Origin of the sequence: Paraburkholderia sp. WC7.3g, assembly GCF_050436345.1 — a bacterium.
GTDB classification, from domain to species: domain Bacteria; phylum Pseudomonadota; class Gammaproteobacteria; order Burkholderiales; family Burkholderiaceae; genus Paraburkholderia; species Paraburkholderia podalyriae.
In genome coordinates this window covers 1558076-1572333 of sequence record NZ_JBNDMA010000001.1, presented here as the reverse complement: position 1 = coordinate 1572333, position 14258 = coordinate 1558076, and the positions used below count along the sequence as shown (strand labels likewise).

Genomic DNA, 14258 nt, shown 5'->3' with positions numbered 1-14258 from the left:
TGCCATTCATATCCGCGTTCCTTACGTGTTTGGAGAAATGCCATGTCATCCCTCATGATTCGCGATCTGTCCGGCACCCGCGAACTCGACCGCCGGACCATGTCCGGGATCGCCGGCGGCACCGGCAGCCACGTGCCCACGCCCTCGGACGGCTATGGCGGTCTCGGCAGCCTTGCCGGCATCGCCAATGTCAACGTCACAATCAATCAGAACCTGGTTCAGCAGCAAAACGTCGATGTCGCAGCGCTCAACAACGTCGGCGTGATCGGCGCGGGTTTCGTGCCGCTGAAGCTGAACGTCGACCCCACGCTGTGGGGCGGCAATTATTCCGCCGTGTAAGCCGAGGCAGCAGCGGGGGACGGGGTTTCCTTCACTGCCACGACAACATTGCCTCCATGCGCGCCGCGAACGGATTTCCTATACTAATAGTGCGTCGAGACCTGAGTGCAACGAACGACACACCGAACACATTCCGAGCACGGCGGCCGGAACCCGAATGGGTCTGGCCGCCGGCGCATTTTTCTGGAGCCGTCATGGCGAAGCTGTGCATCAAGGATCTGACCGAAAGCGTCGAACTGGACCGCGAGGCGATGGCCGCGATCCTCGGCGGCGCCCGTGTCGGCGCGCGCTCGAGTCTCGCCGCGCCGCTGGTGCCGGCCGCGACGCGCGTCGTCGAGTACCCGCCGGGCTTTCCGGCCGCGCATCTGCGTATCGCGGAAGCAGCCTCGCCGCGCAAGCGCCGACGCCGCTAGCACTGCTAACACCGCCGGCTGAGGCGTATCACCATCACGGCACGCGCACATCGCGCGTGCCGTTTCTGTTTGCGCTTCCCGTTGAGTGTTGCACGCGTGACTTCTCGATGCGCGGCGCTGCGCTGCGCCCCAACCACTCGCACGCGACTCGTGGGACGCGCACGAACACTTCGACTCGCAATCGCGATCGTGTCCCTTGCGATTCAACGCGCCTATAGCACGGATGCTTGCCAGGCTTTGCATTGCGGCCCCCGCTCCATTTTCGGCTCATGCTCCGCCACATTGGCATAGGCCTTGCAGAAACCGGAGCGGGCGCCGCACTGTGCCCGCCTTTCCACGTCAAGGAGAAATGCCATGAAAGCCAATGTGATCATCAAAGACCTACCGCCTGGCGCGGGCGACCCACCCGGCGAGAAAACGCTGACCGTCGAACAGATGAAGACGCTGCGCGGCGGCCGCTCGGTAGTCGTCAGGGTGAACGGTGGCGGCACGGGTACCGTCGACGATTGGGACATCAACACCGCGATCTTCGAAGGCCGCATCGGCGGAACTTACCTATAGGACGCGCGATGTGTCCGCAATTGGAAAACGGCACCCTACCGACGTTTTGCACGCGCCGGGTGCCGTTTCAATCGACTGCTGCATCTCCGCACGCGGCGCGCGCCGCCCTGGCGATCCGACCGAACGATCAGCCTTGGGCACATGCCTTGCTCCCGAGGGATAATCCCTGCGGCCTTGTGGCCAACGTAGGTCAAGCAGGTGTGTCGAAACCAGGCGGAGGTCACAACATGCTAGGAACTATTCTTCTCATCGTGCTGATTCTGCTGCTGATCGGCGCTTTTCCGGCGTGGCCGCACAGCCGATCGTGGGGCTATGGTCCGACCGGTGGACTCGGCATCGTACTGATCGTCGTGATCGTTCTGCTGGTTGCCGGCGTGATATAGGCCACGCGTAGTGGACTGGAACCCCAGGCGGGCCGCCGTCTACCCGGGCGATGTCGCGCGCTGGTGGGCGGCGGTTTCGCGATTTCGTCGTTGCCGGAGCACGCAATGGAAAAATTGCTGGCCAATCAGGTCGCGCTGATTACCGGCGCGAGTTCGGGAATCGGCTATGGTGTCGCCAAAGCACTCGCGGATGCTGGCGCGGCGGTCGTGCTCAATTATCATTCGCACGCAGAACCTGGTGAAAAACTCGCTGACGAAATCGAAAAGGCCGGTGGATCGGCGATCGCAATTCAGGCGGACGTGTCGGATCCCGCTCAGGTCGCAAACCTCTTCGATATGAGTCGTGCGCGTTTTGGTGGTGTCGACATCGTGGTTGCGAATGCAGGACTGCAGAAGGACGGCCCATTCGCCGACATGACGCTCGACGATTGGCAGCTCGTGCTGTCGACGAATCTGACGGGCCAGTTTCTGACCTGCCAGGCTGCGGTAAAGGAATTCCGCCGACGCGGTCCGACGACCGCATCGAAAGCGCTCGGCAAGATCATTTGCATGAGTTCGGTTCACGAAGTCATTCCGTGGGCTGGTCACGTCAATTACGCCGCGTCGAAAGGCGGCATTCAGATGTTCATGAAATCGCTGGCGCAGGAAGTCGCGCCCGAGCGCATTCGCGTCAATTCGATCGCTCCGGGCGCAATCCGTACGCGGATCAATGAAGACGCGTGGGATTCACAAGCAGCACTCGACAAGCTGCTGCAGTTGATCCCCTACGGACGCGTCGGCGCGGTGGAAGATATCGGCAAGGCGGCGGTATGGCTTGCGTCCGATGAAAGCGATTACGTGGTGGGTACGACGCTATTCGTCGATGGTGGAATGACGTTGTATCCGGGCTTTTCCAATAATGGCTAGACCCCGATACGGTTCGAGCCGGGCATGCTGCCTGCTGAAACTCCTGCGTAGTCGAACTTCAATACGAAAGGAGACGACATCATGCCTTACCTACTTGGCTGGCTGCTGGGTGTTCCGTTGATCGTACTGATCATCCTGTACCTCATTTTTCATTGATATCGCACGGTACAGGCAAACGCGTCCGCGCGTCGATGCGCGCGGACGGCCTGCTTGATTGCATCGATCACGAATGCGCGTAGATCGAACCGAGGCCGACGATATTGGCGCCGTCGTTCGCGCGATCCGCCGCCGCATGCTTCATCGGCACGTGCGAGCCCGCAACCGAACTGCCGTTCGCGATGCCACCGTATGCCGCCGCGTCATTGCCCGCGCTGATGCGCGCCTGTGCCGCCTCGATGTTCTGCGGGTATTGCGTGTTGTCGCTGGCCGGGTTGTAGCCCGCCTTTTCCAACTGGACCAGCTCCGCGCGCACTTCAGCACGCGTGAGCGCCTGTTGCGGTTGCGATTGCGCGAACGAAACGACGGGAGCGGCAACGAGTGCGGCGACGATCAGCGATTGAATGAGTTTCATCAGTCTTCTCCGGGTATAAAAACCATCAGGGGATCAAAGGATTGAGCGGGACGCGAAGTCATCAACGCAGATACACTGTCATGTCCCGCCTGATTCACACGCAACGTTGTGAATCACCCTTGCGTGAAGACATTAGAACGGGCCAACGTATCTGCAATGTTTTTGTCACCCCCCATTTGTGCAAGCCTGTTTGTCTGCGTACGGTGTCGATACATTGCGATACAAAACCTGCTTTCGGACATGCCGTGCAGGGCCGGCATTGCACGCGTCGTACGGGTTGCAGGTGTGTTGCAGATGGCCCGCCCATAAAAAAACCCCAGCAGCCGTACGTTCGACTACTGGGTTCCGTTCAGAAGAGGAGCCGGCGCGCGCCGGCTCGATCAAAGCCGCGTGACGTCGAGAATCGCATCCGCAAAGGCTTTCGGCGCTTCCTGCGGCAGGTTGTGGCCGATACCGCCGCTGATGTTGCGGTGCTGATACTTGCCAGTAAACTTCTTCGCGTATGCTGCGGGCTCGGGATGCGCGGCGCCGTTCGCGTCGCCTTCGAGCGTGATGGTCGACACCGCGATCGTCGGTCCGGTGGCGAGGCGCTTTTCGAGTTCGTCGTATTGCGGCTCGCCCTGCGCGAGCCCCAGACGCCAGCGGTAGTTGTGAATCACCACGGCAACATGGTCCGGGTTATTGAACGATTCGGCGGAGCGCTCGAACGTAGCGTCGTCGAAATTCCATTTCGGCGAGGCGGTATGCCAGATCAGCTTGTTGAAGTCATGACGGTTCGCCTCATAACCCGCGCGGCCACGCTCGGTGGCGAAATAGAACTGATACCACCACGCGAGCTCGGCCTTCGGCGGCAACGGCGCGCGGTTCGCGTCCTGGCTGCCGATCAGATAGCCGCTCACCGACACCATCGCCTTCACGCGTTGCGGCCACAGCGCGGCGATGATGTTCACCGTGCGCGCGCCCCAGTCGAAGCCGCCGAGCACGGCCTTGTCGATTTTCAGTGCGTCCATCAGGTTGATGATGTCGACCGCGACCACCGCCTGTTGACCGTTGCGCGGGGTATCCGCCGACAGAAAACGCGTGCCGCCGTAGCCGCGCAGATAAGGCACGATCACGCGATAACCGGCCGCCGTCAGAAACGGCGTCACTTCGGCGAAGCTGTCGATGGAATAAGGCCAGCCGTGCAGCAAAATGACCACCGGTCCGTTCTGCGGACCCGCTTCCGCGTAACTGACGTTCAGCGTGCCCGCATTGATCGAGCGAATGTTCTCGAACGACGCGATCCGCCCGCCCGCTTTCGCATTACCGGCCGTGTCGGCCGATTGCGCATGCGCAAGCCCGCTCAGTCCCAATTCGAGCAGGCTGAGGCCCGCGACCGTCGTTCCGAGAAAGCGGCGACGGCGACTATTGATCTGGTCCGACATGGTTACTCTCCTTTTATCAGGCTTTGATACGGAATTGATCGGGTCCGCTCGCGCGATATCGCGCAGCCGCGTGCGAGCACCGTGCAAGCAGAGTGGACTTCGATGCCAATCGGGTGAGACGAATAGTGACAAGGCAATCCGTCATCAGCAAGAGCAACTAAGTTCACACATCGTTGCCTTCTGGGCAACGCATTAACCGCACCCGACCAATACCATGCGCGAGATCAATCATCAACGCCTTCGCTATTTCAACGAGGTGCTCACTCACGGCACCATACGCGGCGCCGCCGAAAGCATCAATACGTCGCCGTCCGTGACTACGCGGCAGATCAAGCTGCTCGAGGACGAACTCGGCGCCGTGCTGTTCGAGCGGCAGGCGCGCGGAGTCAAACCGACCGAAGCGGCCACGCATCTGCTCGAATTCTGGCGCGGCTACCGTTCGCAGCAGGAGAAGCTCGAAGATCAGTTGCATGCGTTGAAAGGCCTGCAGCGAGGGCAGATCAGGCTAGCGGTCAGCGAAGGCTTCGTCGACATGCTGGTCGACGATGTGCTCGCGCCATTCTGTGTCCAATACCCGGAACTCGAAGTCGGCCTGGATATGCTCGCGGTCGACGCAATCCAGGAAGAAGTCGCCGACAGTCGTGCGCATATCGGGCTGGCGTACAATCCGCCGCCTCACACGCGTCTCGAGTATCGCGCGAGTTCTCCGCAGCCGGTCGTGTTGTTGTTGAGAAGCGACCATCCGCTCGCGAAGCGCAAAAGACCCGCGACGCTCGACGACCTGCGTGCATGGCCGCTTGCACTGATGCCGCCAACCTTTGGCATCGGTCATGTCGTCAAGATGACGGAGCTTGCGGAAAACATGTCGATTCCCGCGACGCTGACCACCAACTCCCTGAGTGCATTGAAGCGCTTCGTCACGGTCGACAACTTTATGACGCTGATCGGCGAATTCGCTGCCTACCGCGAAATCGCGAGTGGCGAATTGACGACGGTATCGATCGCGCATCCGCTGTTTTCCGGCGCGCAGGCGCGGGTGCTCGTGAAAACCGGCCGTCCGCTCGCGCCGGGACCGCTCGAATTGCTGCGCTGGATCGAGGAACGCATGCCGATGTTCTCCACGTCCCGCGTAAGCAGAGTCGCACGCGCAACGGGAACCGCGGCACGCAAGCGCAGGGCGCGCTGATCCCGCGTTCGGATAGCGCTGCCTCTGCCTCCACGGGCATCGGCCGCTCAGCCGATTTGTGTCGCAATGTATCTGCGCGGTACGCAGACACACAACATTGCAAGCACGGCTGATCGCCGACACAAACCCGATACGTGCGGGCGTTCCAATAAGGTCATCCCAGCCAACGGAACGCCCACCATGCACAGTACTCTCGAAACTCCGCTCGCCCTGCTCGCCGGGCTGCTGACGATTGCCTCTCCCTGCGTGCTGCCGGTGATGCCGATCCTGCTCGGCACGTCCGTCGAACAACCGAGCCGCACGCGGCCACTGTTCATCGTCGCCGGCTTCATTCTGACTTTCGCGTCTTTCGCGCTGCTATTGGGCGCGGTGTCGAGCACCGTGCATGTCGCGCAACAGGTACTGCGCAATACCGGCATTGCGTTGCTCGCACTGTCCGGACTTCTGCGTATCTGGCCGCGCCCCTACGACTGGCTCGTCGCGCAACTGCAGGGGCCGCTCGATCGCATCGGCGCGGTCATCGCGCCGGGCACGCAACCAGCCAGCGGCAACGCGGGTGGCTTCGTGCTCGGCATGTCGCTTGGCGCGGTATGGACGCCCTGCGCCGGCCCCGTGCTCGCGTCGATTCTCGTGCTAGTCGTGAAGGCTCAGGATCTCGGCTGGTCGGCACTGCTGCTCACGCTGTATGCGATCGGAGCGGCGATTCCGATGCTCGCGATCATCTACGGCGGGCATTACGTGACGCGTCATGTACGCGTCGTCGCACGACACGCTGAGCGCCTGCAACAGGTATTCGGCGTACTGGTGATGCTGACCGCACTTGCCATCTATCTGCAATACGACGTGCTGCTCTACGCGCGGCTCGCCGCCGTTTTCCCTTCACTCAAAGGACTTTGACATGACTACCCGCTTGAAAAGCTTCGCACTGTCCACCGCGTTTGCCGCCTGCGCGATGATCTCGACGAGTACGGCCGCCATCGCCGCGTCCCCACAAAGCGGGCCGACCGCGCCCGAGTTCACCGGCATTTCGCAATGGCTCAATAGCGAACCGCTCAAGTTGCAGCAATTGCGCGGCAAGGTGGTACTCGTCGACTTCTGGACCTATAGCTGCATCAATTGCGCCAACACGCTGCCCTACGTGAAAAGCTGGAACCAGAAGTACAAGGATCAAGGGCTCACGGTGATCGGTGTGCATACGCCCGAATATCCTTTCGAACGCGACACCGGCAACGTCAAGACCGCGCTCAAACGGCTCGGCATCAGCTATCCGGTTGCGCAGGACAACCAGTATGCGACCTGGAATGCCTATAACAACCAGTACTGGCCCGCGTTCTATCTGATCGACAAGCAAGGCCATGTCGTCTACACGCACTTCGGAGAAGGCGACTATGCGCAGACCGAGGCGAAGATTCAGGCGCTACTCGCGCAGAAGAATTGACGACTCGGCCTTCGGTGCGGGCGGACCACTAAAAGAGGTAATTGGCGAAAAGGCCGTACGAGACCTGACTTGTCTTCTCGGTGATCGGGCTGTCGGTCGCATCGCCGCGCAGCCAAGCGAACGACATGCTCGCGCCGACATTCCAGCGCGTCGCAATCCGGTACACCCCATTGATCGAAAAGCGCAACTGGTTCAAACCGGAACTGGCCGAGTAGGTCGGCAATCCGGAGCGCCCGCTCTGCGCGGACGTCACGCCGAAATACGTCTGGTTGTACTTGTCGCTTCCCCACGTCAGGCCCGGCCCCGCGCTAAGCGTCAGTTGCGCAGTGGGTTGATAGCGGCCAAGCAGATCGAAAGTCGCGACGGTGCCGCGGTCATTGCCGGCAATATCGGTCAGCACGCTCGCGCGCGCGGTGATGAATTCCCAGGTATAAACTCCGAACAGCTCCGCGTGCGCGGTGCGTTTGACGTCACCCAGTCCGTGCAACCGCAAGTCGTCGGACTCGCTGCGCGGTTCGATGAAATCGTAAGTCACCGCCGCGCCGACACGCCAGTTACTGTCGCGATACAAATACGCGCCGAGCGATAGCAGCGACGCCGCATCCGGATTCGCGCCGATAAAGAAGCGATCGTAATTCACACTCACCGACGGCACCACTTCCCATTTCGTGCCACTCGCGCCCGGAAATTTCGGCATGTTCACGACCCCCGCGCCGACCGCAAAGCGCCACGGGCTCGCGTTCGCGGCAGGCGCCTGCGTGATTTCCGGCGCGCCGATCGAGAACACGCTTTCCGACAAACCGAGCGTATCGTCCGCCATCGCGGCGACGGCAAACAGCGACAAGGCGGACCCCGCCAATCCCCTGATCATGCGTGTCTTTGACACATCAATCATTTCTGTTTCTCCGTGGAAAAGTAAAAATGCTAAACACGACTTTGGCGCTCTCGATATTTATTGGGTAGTGGTGAAATTGTGAAATAGTTGAATATCGCTTTCAGCGGTGCAAAAAGAATTCTCGCCGCGAGCGACGACGGCGGTGATAAATAGACGTGCTTGTATTACCCGATGCTTCCGCTTTACGGGGACGCTTGTTTGGCCCATCTCGATTGCCAGCAGGGTTGAGTATTGCGCGTTATTCCGGGAGCTTCACTGACAGAATGAGTGACGTGAGCATAGCCCGTTCTTTTCGACCGTCGCAAGCAGATTTTTCTATTGTGCGCTGCAATGGCGTAATCGGTTAGTAGATGCAAGTTTAATGCTTGTATTCAGCCACACGAATTTGCCATCCCCGGTCGCACGGGATACTCTGTGCTGGCTTGACTTTCGCGTCGCCAATCGTGAACTGTAGTCAGACGGCGGCTTTCGATGCACGGTGATCTACGTTATGGGTGAGCTATGTCTTCAGGAAAGTACATCGGCAATAAGACGGTCAGTCCATCGTTTTCATGTCTTTGTGACAAGACTCAAGCGCAGTATGCAAACCGCCGTATCAGTGCCGACCTGTCGCGGCGCGGCTTTGTCACCGGTCTCGCGGCATCGATGCTGAGTCTGGTTCTGCCCGGACTCAGCCAGGCACAAAGCACCCAACCCCCAGCACCGCCCGCCAAACCGGTACTGTTCACGAACTTCCGTTTGTTCGACGGCAAATCGTCGACGTTACGCGATGGCCTCTATGTGGTTGTCGAAGGCAACAGCATCAGCCAGTTGGGTCGCGGGCAGCCCGCTTCGACCGAAGGCAAGACACTCGTCGATTGCGGTGGCAAGGTGATGATGCCGGGCATGATCGACATGCACTGGCATGCGCTGCTCGCGGCGGTGCCAATTCAGGTCATCCTTCAATCCGACATTGCATTCGTCCATCTTGCGGCGAGCGCTGAAGCAGAACGCACGCTATTGCGCGGTTTCACGACGATACGCGATGCGGGCGGCCCTTCGTTCGCGTTGAAGCAGGCGATCGATAGCGGCCTGATTTCCGGGCCGCGCATCTATCCATCCGGCGCGATGATCACCACGACAGGCGGCCACGGCGATTTTCGTTCGCTATGGGAACTGCCACGCACCAGCAGTCAGGTCAGTCAAACGGAACGAGATGGCGGCACCGCGATCGCCGACACCGAAGACGAAGTTCGTCTGCGCGTGCGCGAGCAGTTCATTCAGGGCGCGACGCAGATCAAGCTGGTCGGATCCGGTGGCGTATCGACGCCGCGCAGTCCGCTCGACATGCTCACGTTCACGGAAAAGCAGCTGCGCGCGGCGGTCGAAACAGCGGCCGACTGGGGTACCTATGTCCTCTCGCATGCGTACACGCCCGAAGCGATTCAACGCTCCGTCGCGGCGGGCGTGCCGTGCATCGAGCACGGTCATCTGATGGATGACAAGAGTGCGGCGTTGATGGCGAAGAACGGCACGTGGCTGAGCACGCAGCCGTTCGTCAGTGAAGACGACGTGGGCCCGCTCGCCCCACAGAGCCGCGAAAAATTTCTTGCAGTGGTTGCGGGCACCGACAACGTTTTCAAACTCGCGCGCAAGCATGGCATCAAGGTCGCGTTCGGCACGGACCTGATCTTTTCGCAAGTCATCGCCACGCGGCAAGGAACGATGCTCACGCATATGAAGCGGTGGTATAGCGCAGCCGAAGCATTGGGTATGGCAACGAGCACCAATGGCCAACTGCTCGCGTTGTCCGGCCACCGTAATCCGTATCCGCGCAAGCTCGGCGTTCTGGAGGAAGGTGCCTACGCCGACCTGCTTCTCGTCGACGGCAATCCGCTCGAAAATCTCGACCTGATTGCGAACCCGGAGCAGACCCTGCGCATCGTGATGAAGGATGGGAAGTTCTACAAGAACACGCTGAAAGCATAATCAGCAATACATGCGGGCGCGCAACTTCGCGCGCCCGCATTCGCTACACTGTCACACTATTTAGCTGTGTCCCTGCAGACGGATGTCGCGCGACGATGCGCCGACGAACACCGAACTGCCCGGCACATAGAGCCAACGGTTGTTCGTCGTATCCCACACGCTCTGCATGCGCTGCGTCACGACCACGTGCACACGGCGCGATTCGCCGGGATTCAGACCCACCTTGTCCCAACCGACGAGACGCCGCGGCGGTTCGCCCTGATACGGCACGCCGAGGTACACCTGCGGCACTTCCGCGCCAGCGACGCGGCCATCGTTACGCACGTTGAACGACACGTCGATCAACCCGCCCGGCAGATGCTGGACCGACAGCCCCGAGTACGCGAAGTGCGTGTACGACAGGCCATAGCCGAACTCGAACATCGGCGTGATGTTCTGCGAGTCGTACCAGCGATAGCCCATATCGAGCTTCTCTGCGTAGACCGGGTTCGCCGCAAACGCGCCATTCGTGCCCCACGTCGGCGTATCCTGGTCGTGCACCGGGAACGTGACGGGCAGCTTGCCGGAAGGATTGACCTTGCCGAACAGCACGTTCGCGATCGCGTTGCCGCCGCCTTCGCCCGGATACCATGCTTCGACGATCGCCGACACGCTATCCTTCCACGGCATCAACACCGGGTTGCCGCTTTCGACGACGACGACCGTGTGCGGGTTGGCCGCCGCGACCGCTTCGACGAGCGCGTCCTGGTTGGTCGGATTCGCGAGGCCCAGGCTCGGCAAATCGCCGATGTCCTCCCCGGCCGGCTGCGTGACCACCACGATCGCGACGTCTGAGTTGGCCGCCAGCGTCGCCGCCTGGGAGATCTGCTGCTGCGTGTAGGCGGCAAACGGCGACTGCTGATCGCTGTTGCCCGCGAAGGTCACCGTGGCCTGCGGCGCGAGCGCCTGAATCGCGGACACGATCGGCGTATTCAATTTCAGCCACGGATTGGTCCACCAGCTGCAGCCCGTCTCCGTGCCGAACGTCAAGCCGCCGCAACCGGCGAATGCGCCCGTCACCGGATCGCGCGTGTTGCCCGAACCGCCGCCCGTCAGCACCGCCGCGTCGGCGTGGCCGCCGATCACTGCGATACGCGACAGCGAACCGGCTGCGAGCGGCAACTGATTGCTGGCGTTCTTCAGCAATACCATCGATTGCTCTTCGACCGACTGCGTGAACGCTCTCGCGGCCGAGAAGTCGATGGTCGCGCCACCCTTCGGCGGATCGTCCATCACACCAGTGCGGATCATCACGTAAAGCTTGCGCTCGACCATGTCGTCGAGGCGCGCGGTCGACACCGAGCCGTTCGCGATCGCCTGCTTGACCAGCGCAGGCGTCAGATAGACGGTCGAACCGACGTCTTCTTCCTCGTCGAGACCGGCGTTGATCGCGGGGGCCGTGCTATGCGCCGCGCCCCAGTCCGACTGCACCTGACCTTGGAAGTGCCAGTCGTTCTTCAGTACGTCGTTGAGAATGTGCGAGTTCTCGCACGCATAAGTGCCGTTGACCTCGTTGTAACTGCACATCACGCTGCCGGGCTGCGCGCGGCGCGCGGCGATTTCAAACGGCAGCAGATAGAGTTCGCGCATCGTGCGCTCGTCGATCTGGCTGTTGCCGCCACCGCGGTTATGTTCCTGCTCGTTGCCCATGTAGTGCTTGATCGTCGCGATGACCTTCTGGCTTTGTGTGCCGTCGGTGCGCTCCGCGAGCATTTCACCGGCCAGCACGGGATCTTCGCCGAGATACTCGAAGAGCCGGCCACCGCGCGGCTCACGCGCGAGATTCGTGCCGCCGCCGAGCCCCATGCCGAAGCCCTGCTGACGCAACTGGATCGCGATCTGCTTGCCGAAGTTCCACGACAACGCCCGGTCCCAGCTAGCCGCCACCGCGAGCGTCGCAGGGAAAGTCGTCGACGCTTGCATGGTGCTGCCCGAACCCGTGGCAGAGTCGACCATGTTCAGGTCGGGAATGCCGAGACGCGGCACGCCCTGAATGTAGCCCGCGCCGCCGCCCGGCACGGCCGACATCGCGTACTCCGAATGAATGAACTGCAGCTTTTCGTCGACCGTCATCTTGCTGACGAGCGTTTGCGCGCGCCGATGCGCCGCCGCCGACACGAACGCGTTCGGCACCGCCGACATGGGCGCGAAGTCGAGACCTGGAGTGGGGATTTCCGCGTGCGCAGCGGCGCTCACGGCCGCCGCTATCGCGACGGCCGGCCATAGTTTCTTCTGCATGGATGTCTCTCCGAAATTGTGTTTTTTGGGGGCAACGGAGCGCGTCGGATGGGTGAAAAGCGGACGCGAAAACAGGCGTGCAGCGATGACTGCAAACGTTTGCCTGCTGGAAGGCAGAATCGGCGCAACTGGATGGGCTGTAGCGACTCTCCGTGTTGAGTAATGTAAGAATGTAGTCTGACTACAGCATCAGTACTTTTACTAATACACGTAATTTTATGCGTAATGAGGTGTAAGTCTTTTCCTACATAAGCCAATTGAAAGTTGATTAATCCAATTCGCACAACGGATCGGCAATTTCATGCCGAATTTTTTATTCCTATCGTGAATGCGGAAGAATGTACGTCCAACCCCTCGATGCATTCGAACGACTGCGTGACGGTTTTGTGATACTTGCGATACCTGATGCCATGTACCCACTCGCTTGCGCGGGATGGGTGGCCGGCGTGTCGGGCGCGATCACCCTTGCCTACGCCGAACCTATCTCAAAAATCGGATTCTCCCCATATTCGTTGCTAGCCATGGTCCATAAACTAAAAGCTCCTCTTACCGGGTTGTGTAGCGCGAACGATTAACCCTCTCTGTCTATTGGGTTTCTGCTGTTCCAAGCCATGTCATTCAGGCCTGCAGCCCTTAATTCCGACTGCGAGGTTTCGCAATGATGCGCGCCCCCTATCTACGTCATGCCTGCTGCCGCGCTCGCACCATTTCCGCCGCAGTGGGTCATTCGATGAATTGCCGATTTATGTCTTCAGCGCGTGCCGTATTGCTGTGCGGCATCGTTGCGCTGCTGGGCACATCGGATTGGATTGCTGAATCGGAAATCGCGAGTCGCGTGAAAGCATCGAGCGCAACGCGATCGTCCCTGGCCTCGGAAGCGACCGTGCCGGCTGTTGACGGGCCTGTCAGCAAAACCAGAACGGGTGAGCTAGCTGACGCTGCGCCGATGGTCATGCCGGAGGCCGACAGCGGGTCATATGCGGGGCGCATCGAAGGCACGTTGCGTGACACGCTGGTGCGCGCCAGCGTGCCGGTGGATATACAGGAGCAAATCTCGCGCATTTTTGCGCATCGGCTCGACCTCGCCGCCCCCGCGCAGAAGGGCGACACCTACCAGCTTCTATACGCACGCGCCGATACGACGACAGAGCGCAAGCGTCTGACTGCGGTGGAACTCAGGTCGCGCGGTAACGTCTACCAGGCCGTTTGGTTTGTCGCGCCGGGGCACACCGACGGAGACTACTATGCATTCGACGGACAGCGGCTTGCCGCCAAGCCCTTTACGATGCCTGTCGATCACGTTCGGGTCAGTTCGCCATTCGGTTACCGGATCCATCCGGTCAAGGGCAAGCATCTAATGCACACAGGTGTGGACTTTGCAGCCCCGAAGGGGGCGTCTGTCGTCGCGGCCGGCTCGGGAACCGTGCGGTTCGTTGGCTTCAGAGGCGGTTACGGCAAGATCGTCGTGCTCAGTCATCCGCGAGGCTATACGACGCATTACGCGCATCTGTCGGCCTTCGCGCGCGATTTGCGCGTCGGCGCGCAGGTGACTGAGGGACAACCGCTCGGCGCGGTAGGCAGTACCGGCACGGCCACGGGACCCCATCTGCATTTCGAGGTGCGTGAGCATGATCAACCGATCGATCCGCTCACGTTGACAAGCCGAACCGGCGCTTCGCCGCTCACGACAAGTCAGCGGGTCGCGTTCGACAGCACGACGGGCGCCCTGCGCGAAAAACTCGCGGCGTTGCCCGTCGATACGCCGGCGCTCAGGATGGCGTTGAATGCCGAAGGCACATCGAATCCCGCTGCAAAGAGGAACGGCTCGTTAGTTTGACGCGCGAAACCAGCCAGACGAGAGGCCCACGCGCAGCCTCTATATTGACAACAAAAGAAT

At 60.8% G+C, this 14258-nt stretch carries 15 protein-coding genes; 10 read left to right on the top strand and 5 right to left on the bottom strand.

Annotated elements, in window-relative coordinates; genetic code table 11:
* Positions 1 to 42: 42 nt before the first annotated feature.
* The 5 genes from OKW43_RS07295 to OKW43_RS07275 all read left to right on the top strand — a co-directional run bounded on the left by OKW43_RS07295 (position 43) and on the right by OKW43_RS07275 (position 2602).
* Complete coding sequence (locus OKW43_RS07295; protein WP_429446238.1) at positions 43 to 339, top strand: hypothetical protein; 297 nt, start codon at positions 43 to 45, stop codon at positions 337 to 339.
* Positions 340 to 533: 194 nt separating this feature from the next.
* Complete coding sequence (locus tag OKW43_RS07290) at positions 534 to 752, top strand: hypothetical protein (RefSeq protein WP_187634392.1); 219 nt, start codon at positions 534 to 536, stop codon at positions 750 to 752.
* 354 nt (positions 753 to 1106) lie between these two features.
* Positions 1107 to 1313, top strand: coding sequence for a hypothetical protein (locus OKW43_RS07285; protein ID WP_187634391.1), 207 nt, complete (start codon positions 1107 to 1109; stop codon positions 1311 to 1313).
* 227 nt (positions 1314 to 1540) lie between these two features.
* Entirely contained in the window at positions 1541 to 1696 is a 156-nt protein-coding gene (locus tag OKW43_RS07280) for a DUF3309 family protein (protein ID WP_018423731.1), read from the top strand.
* Between the two features lie 105 nt (positions 1697 to 1801).
* Positions 1802 to 2602 carry an SDR family oxidoreductase gene (locus tag OKW43_RS07275; protein WP_429446236.1) on the top strand — a complete coding sequence of 267 codons (801 nt, stop codon included), beginning with the start codon at positions 1802 to 1804 and terminating at the stop codon, positions 2600 to 2602.
* 223 nt (positions 2603 to 2825) lie between these two features.
* Here OKW43_RS07275 and OKW43_RS07270 read toward each other — a convergent pair whose 3' ends face one another.
* Both OKW43_RS07270 and OKW43_RS07265 read right to left on the bottom strand, forming a co-directional pair.
* Positions 2826 to 3173, bottom strand: coding sequence for a DUF4148 domain-containing protein (locus OKW43_RS07270; protein ID WP_429446234.1), 348 nt, complete (start codon positions 3171 to 3173; stop codon positions 2826 to 2828).
* A 380-nt stretch (positions 3174 to 3553) separates the two neighbouring features.
* Positions 3554 to 4597 carry an alpha/beta fold hydrolase gene (locus OKW43_RS07265; protein WP_429446232.1) on the bottom strand — a complete coding sequence of 348 codons (1044 nt, stop codon included), beginning with the start codon at positions 4595 to 4597 and terminating at the stop codon, positions 3554 to 3556.
* A 214-nt stretch (positions 4598 to 4811) separates the two neighbouring features.
* On the opposite strand from OKW43_RS07265, the gene OKW43_RS07260 reads away from it, so the two are divergent.
* From OKW43_RS07260 to OKW43_RS07250, 3 genes are all read left to right on the top strand, one after another.
* The gene (locus tag OKW43_RS07260; protein ID WP_429446230.1) at positions 4812 to 5783 is read left to right on the top strand and encodes a LysR family transcriptional regulator; all 972 of its coding nucleotides are present in this window, start codon (positions 4812 to 4814) and stop codon (positions 5781 to 5783) included.
* Between the two features lie 180 nt (positions 5784 to 5963).
* Entirely contained in the window at positions 5964 to 6680 is a 717-nt protein-coding gene (locus OKW43_RS07255; protein ID WP_187634386.1) for a cytochrome c biogenesis CcdA family protein, read from the top strand.
* Between the two features lies 1 nt (position 6681).
* On the top strand, positions 6682 to 7221 hold the full coding sequence (locus OKW43_RS07250) for a thioredoxin family protein (protein WP_429446228.1): 540 nt from the start codon (positions 6682 to 6684) through the stop codon (positions 7219 to 7221).
* A gap of 28 nt (positions 7222 to 7249) precedes the next feature.
* Here OKW43_RS07250 and OKW43_RS07245 read toward each other — a convergent pair whose 3' ends face one another.
* Positions 7250 to 8116: a MipA/OmpV family protein gene (locus tag OKW43_RS07245; RefSeq protein ID WP_429446226.1), complete on the bottom strand. Its 867-nt coding sequence runs from the start codon at positions 8114 to 8116 to the stop codon at positions 7250 to 7252.
* A 645-nt stretch (positions 8117 to 8761) separates the two neighbouring features.
* Between OKW43_RS07245 and OKW43_RS07240 the strand changes: the two genes are divergently transcribed.
* The gene (locus tag OKW43_RS07240) at positions 8762 to 10084 is read left to right on the top strand and encodes an amidohydrolase family protein (RefSeq protein ID WP_429447353.1); all 1323 of its coding nucleotides are present in this window, start codon (positions 8762 to 8764) and stop codon (positions 10082 to 10084) included.
* 60 nt (positions 10085 to 10144) lie between these two features.
* Here the strand turns inward: OKW43_RS07240 and OKW43_RS07235 are convergent, their stop codons facing one another.
* Both OKW43_RS07235 and OKW43_RS07230 read right to left on the bottom strand, forming a co-directional pair.
* Positions 10145 to 12361, bottom strand: a complete 2217-nt coding sequence (locus tag OKW43_RS07235; RefSeq protein ID WP_429446224.1) for a beta-glucosidase — start codon at positions 12359 to 12361, stop codon at positions 10145 to 10147.
* A 723-nt stretch (positions 12362 to 13084) separates the two neighbouring features.
* Positions 13085 to 13315: a hypothetical protein gene (locus OKW43_RS07230; RefSeq protein WP_429446222.1), complete on the bottom strand. Its 231-nt coding sequence runs from the start codon at positions 13313 to 13315 to the stop codon at positions 13085 to 13087.
* Between OKW43_RS07230 and OKW43_RS07225 the strand changes: the two genes are divergently transcribed.
* Positions 13314 to 14198 carry a M23 family metallopeptidase gene (locus tag OKW43_RS07225; RefSeq protein WP_246530059.1) on the top strand — a complete coding sequence of 295 codons (885 nt, stop codon included), beginning with the start codon at positions 13314 to 13316 and terminating at the stop codon, positions 14196 to 14198. The genes OKW43_RS07230 and OKW43_RS07225 overlap by 2 nt on opposite strands.
* Positions 14199 to 14258: the final 60 nt, after the last annotated feature.

Coding starts and splice junctions, on each gene's coding strand:
- OKW43_RS07295 (WP_429446238.1), top strand. CDS start 43: ATGTCATCCCTCATGATTCGCGATCTGTCCGGCACCCGCGAACTCGAC.
- OKW43_RS07290 (WP_187634392.1), top strand. CDS start 534: ATGGCGAAGCTGTGCATCAAGGATCTGACCGAAAGCGTCGAACTGGAC.
- OKW43_RS07285 (WP_187634391.1), top strand. CDS start 1,107: ATGAAAGCCAATGTGATCATCAAAGACCTACCGCCTGGCGCGGGCGAC.
- OKW43_RS07280 (WP_018423731.1), top strand. CDS start 1,541: ATGCTAGGAACTATTCTTCTCATCGTGCTGATTCTGCTGCTGATCGGC.
- OKW43_RS07275 (WP_429446236.1), top strand. CDS start 1,802: ATGGAAAAATTGCTGGCCAATCAGGTCGCGCTGATTACCGGCGCGAGT.
- OKW43_RS07270 (WP_429446234.1), bottom strand. CDS start 3,173: ATGAAACTCATTCAATCGCTGATCGTCGCCGCACTCGTTGCCGCTCCC.
- OKW43_RS07265 (WP_429446232.1), bottom strand. CDS start 4,597: ATGTCGGACCAGATCAATAGTCGCCGTCGCCGCTTTCTCGGAACGACG.
- OKW43_RS07260 (WP_429446230.1), top strand. CDS start 4,812: ATGCGCGAGATCAATCATCAACGCCTTCGCTATTTCAACGAGGTGCTC.
- OKW43_RS07255 (WP_187634386.1), top strand. CDS start 5,964: ATGCACAGTACTCTCGAAACTCCGCTCGCCCTGCTCGCCGGGCTGCTG.
- OKW43_RS07250 (WP_429446228.1), top strand. CDS start 6,682: ATGACTACCCGCTTGAAAAGCTTCGCACTGTCCACCGCGTTTGCCGCC.
- OKW43_RS07245 (WP_429446226.1), bottom strand. CDS start 8,116: ATGATTGATGTGTCAAAGACACGCATGATCAGGGGATTGGCGGGGTCC.
- OKW43_RS07240 (WP_429447353.1), top strand. CDS start 8,762: ATGCTGAGTCTGGTTCTGCCCGGACTCAGCCAGGCACAAAGCACCCAA.
- OKW43_RS07235 (WP_429446224.1), bottom strand. CDS start 12,361: ATGCAGAAGAAACTATGGCCGGCCGTCGCGATAGCGGCGGCCGTGAGC.
- OKW43_RS07225 (WP_246530059.1), top strand. CDS start 13,314: ATGCCGGAGGCCGACAGCGGGTCATATGCGGGGCGCATCGAAGGCACG.
- OKW43_RS07230 (WP_429446222.1), bottom strand. CDS start 13,315: ATGACCATCGGCGCAGCGTCAGCTAGCTCACCCGTTCTGGTTTTGCTG.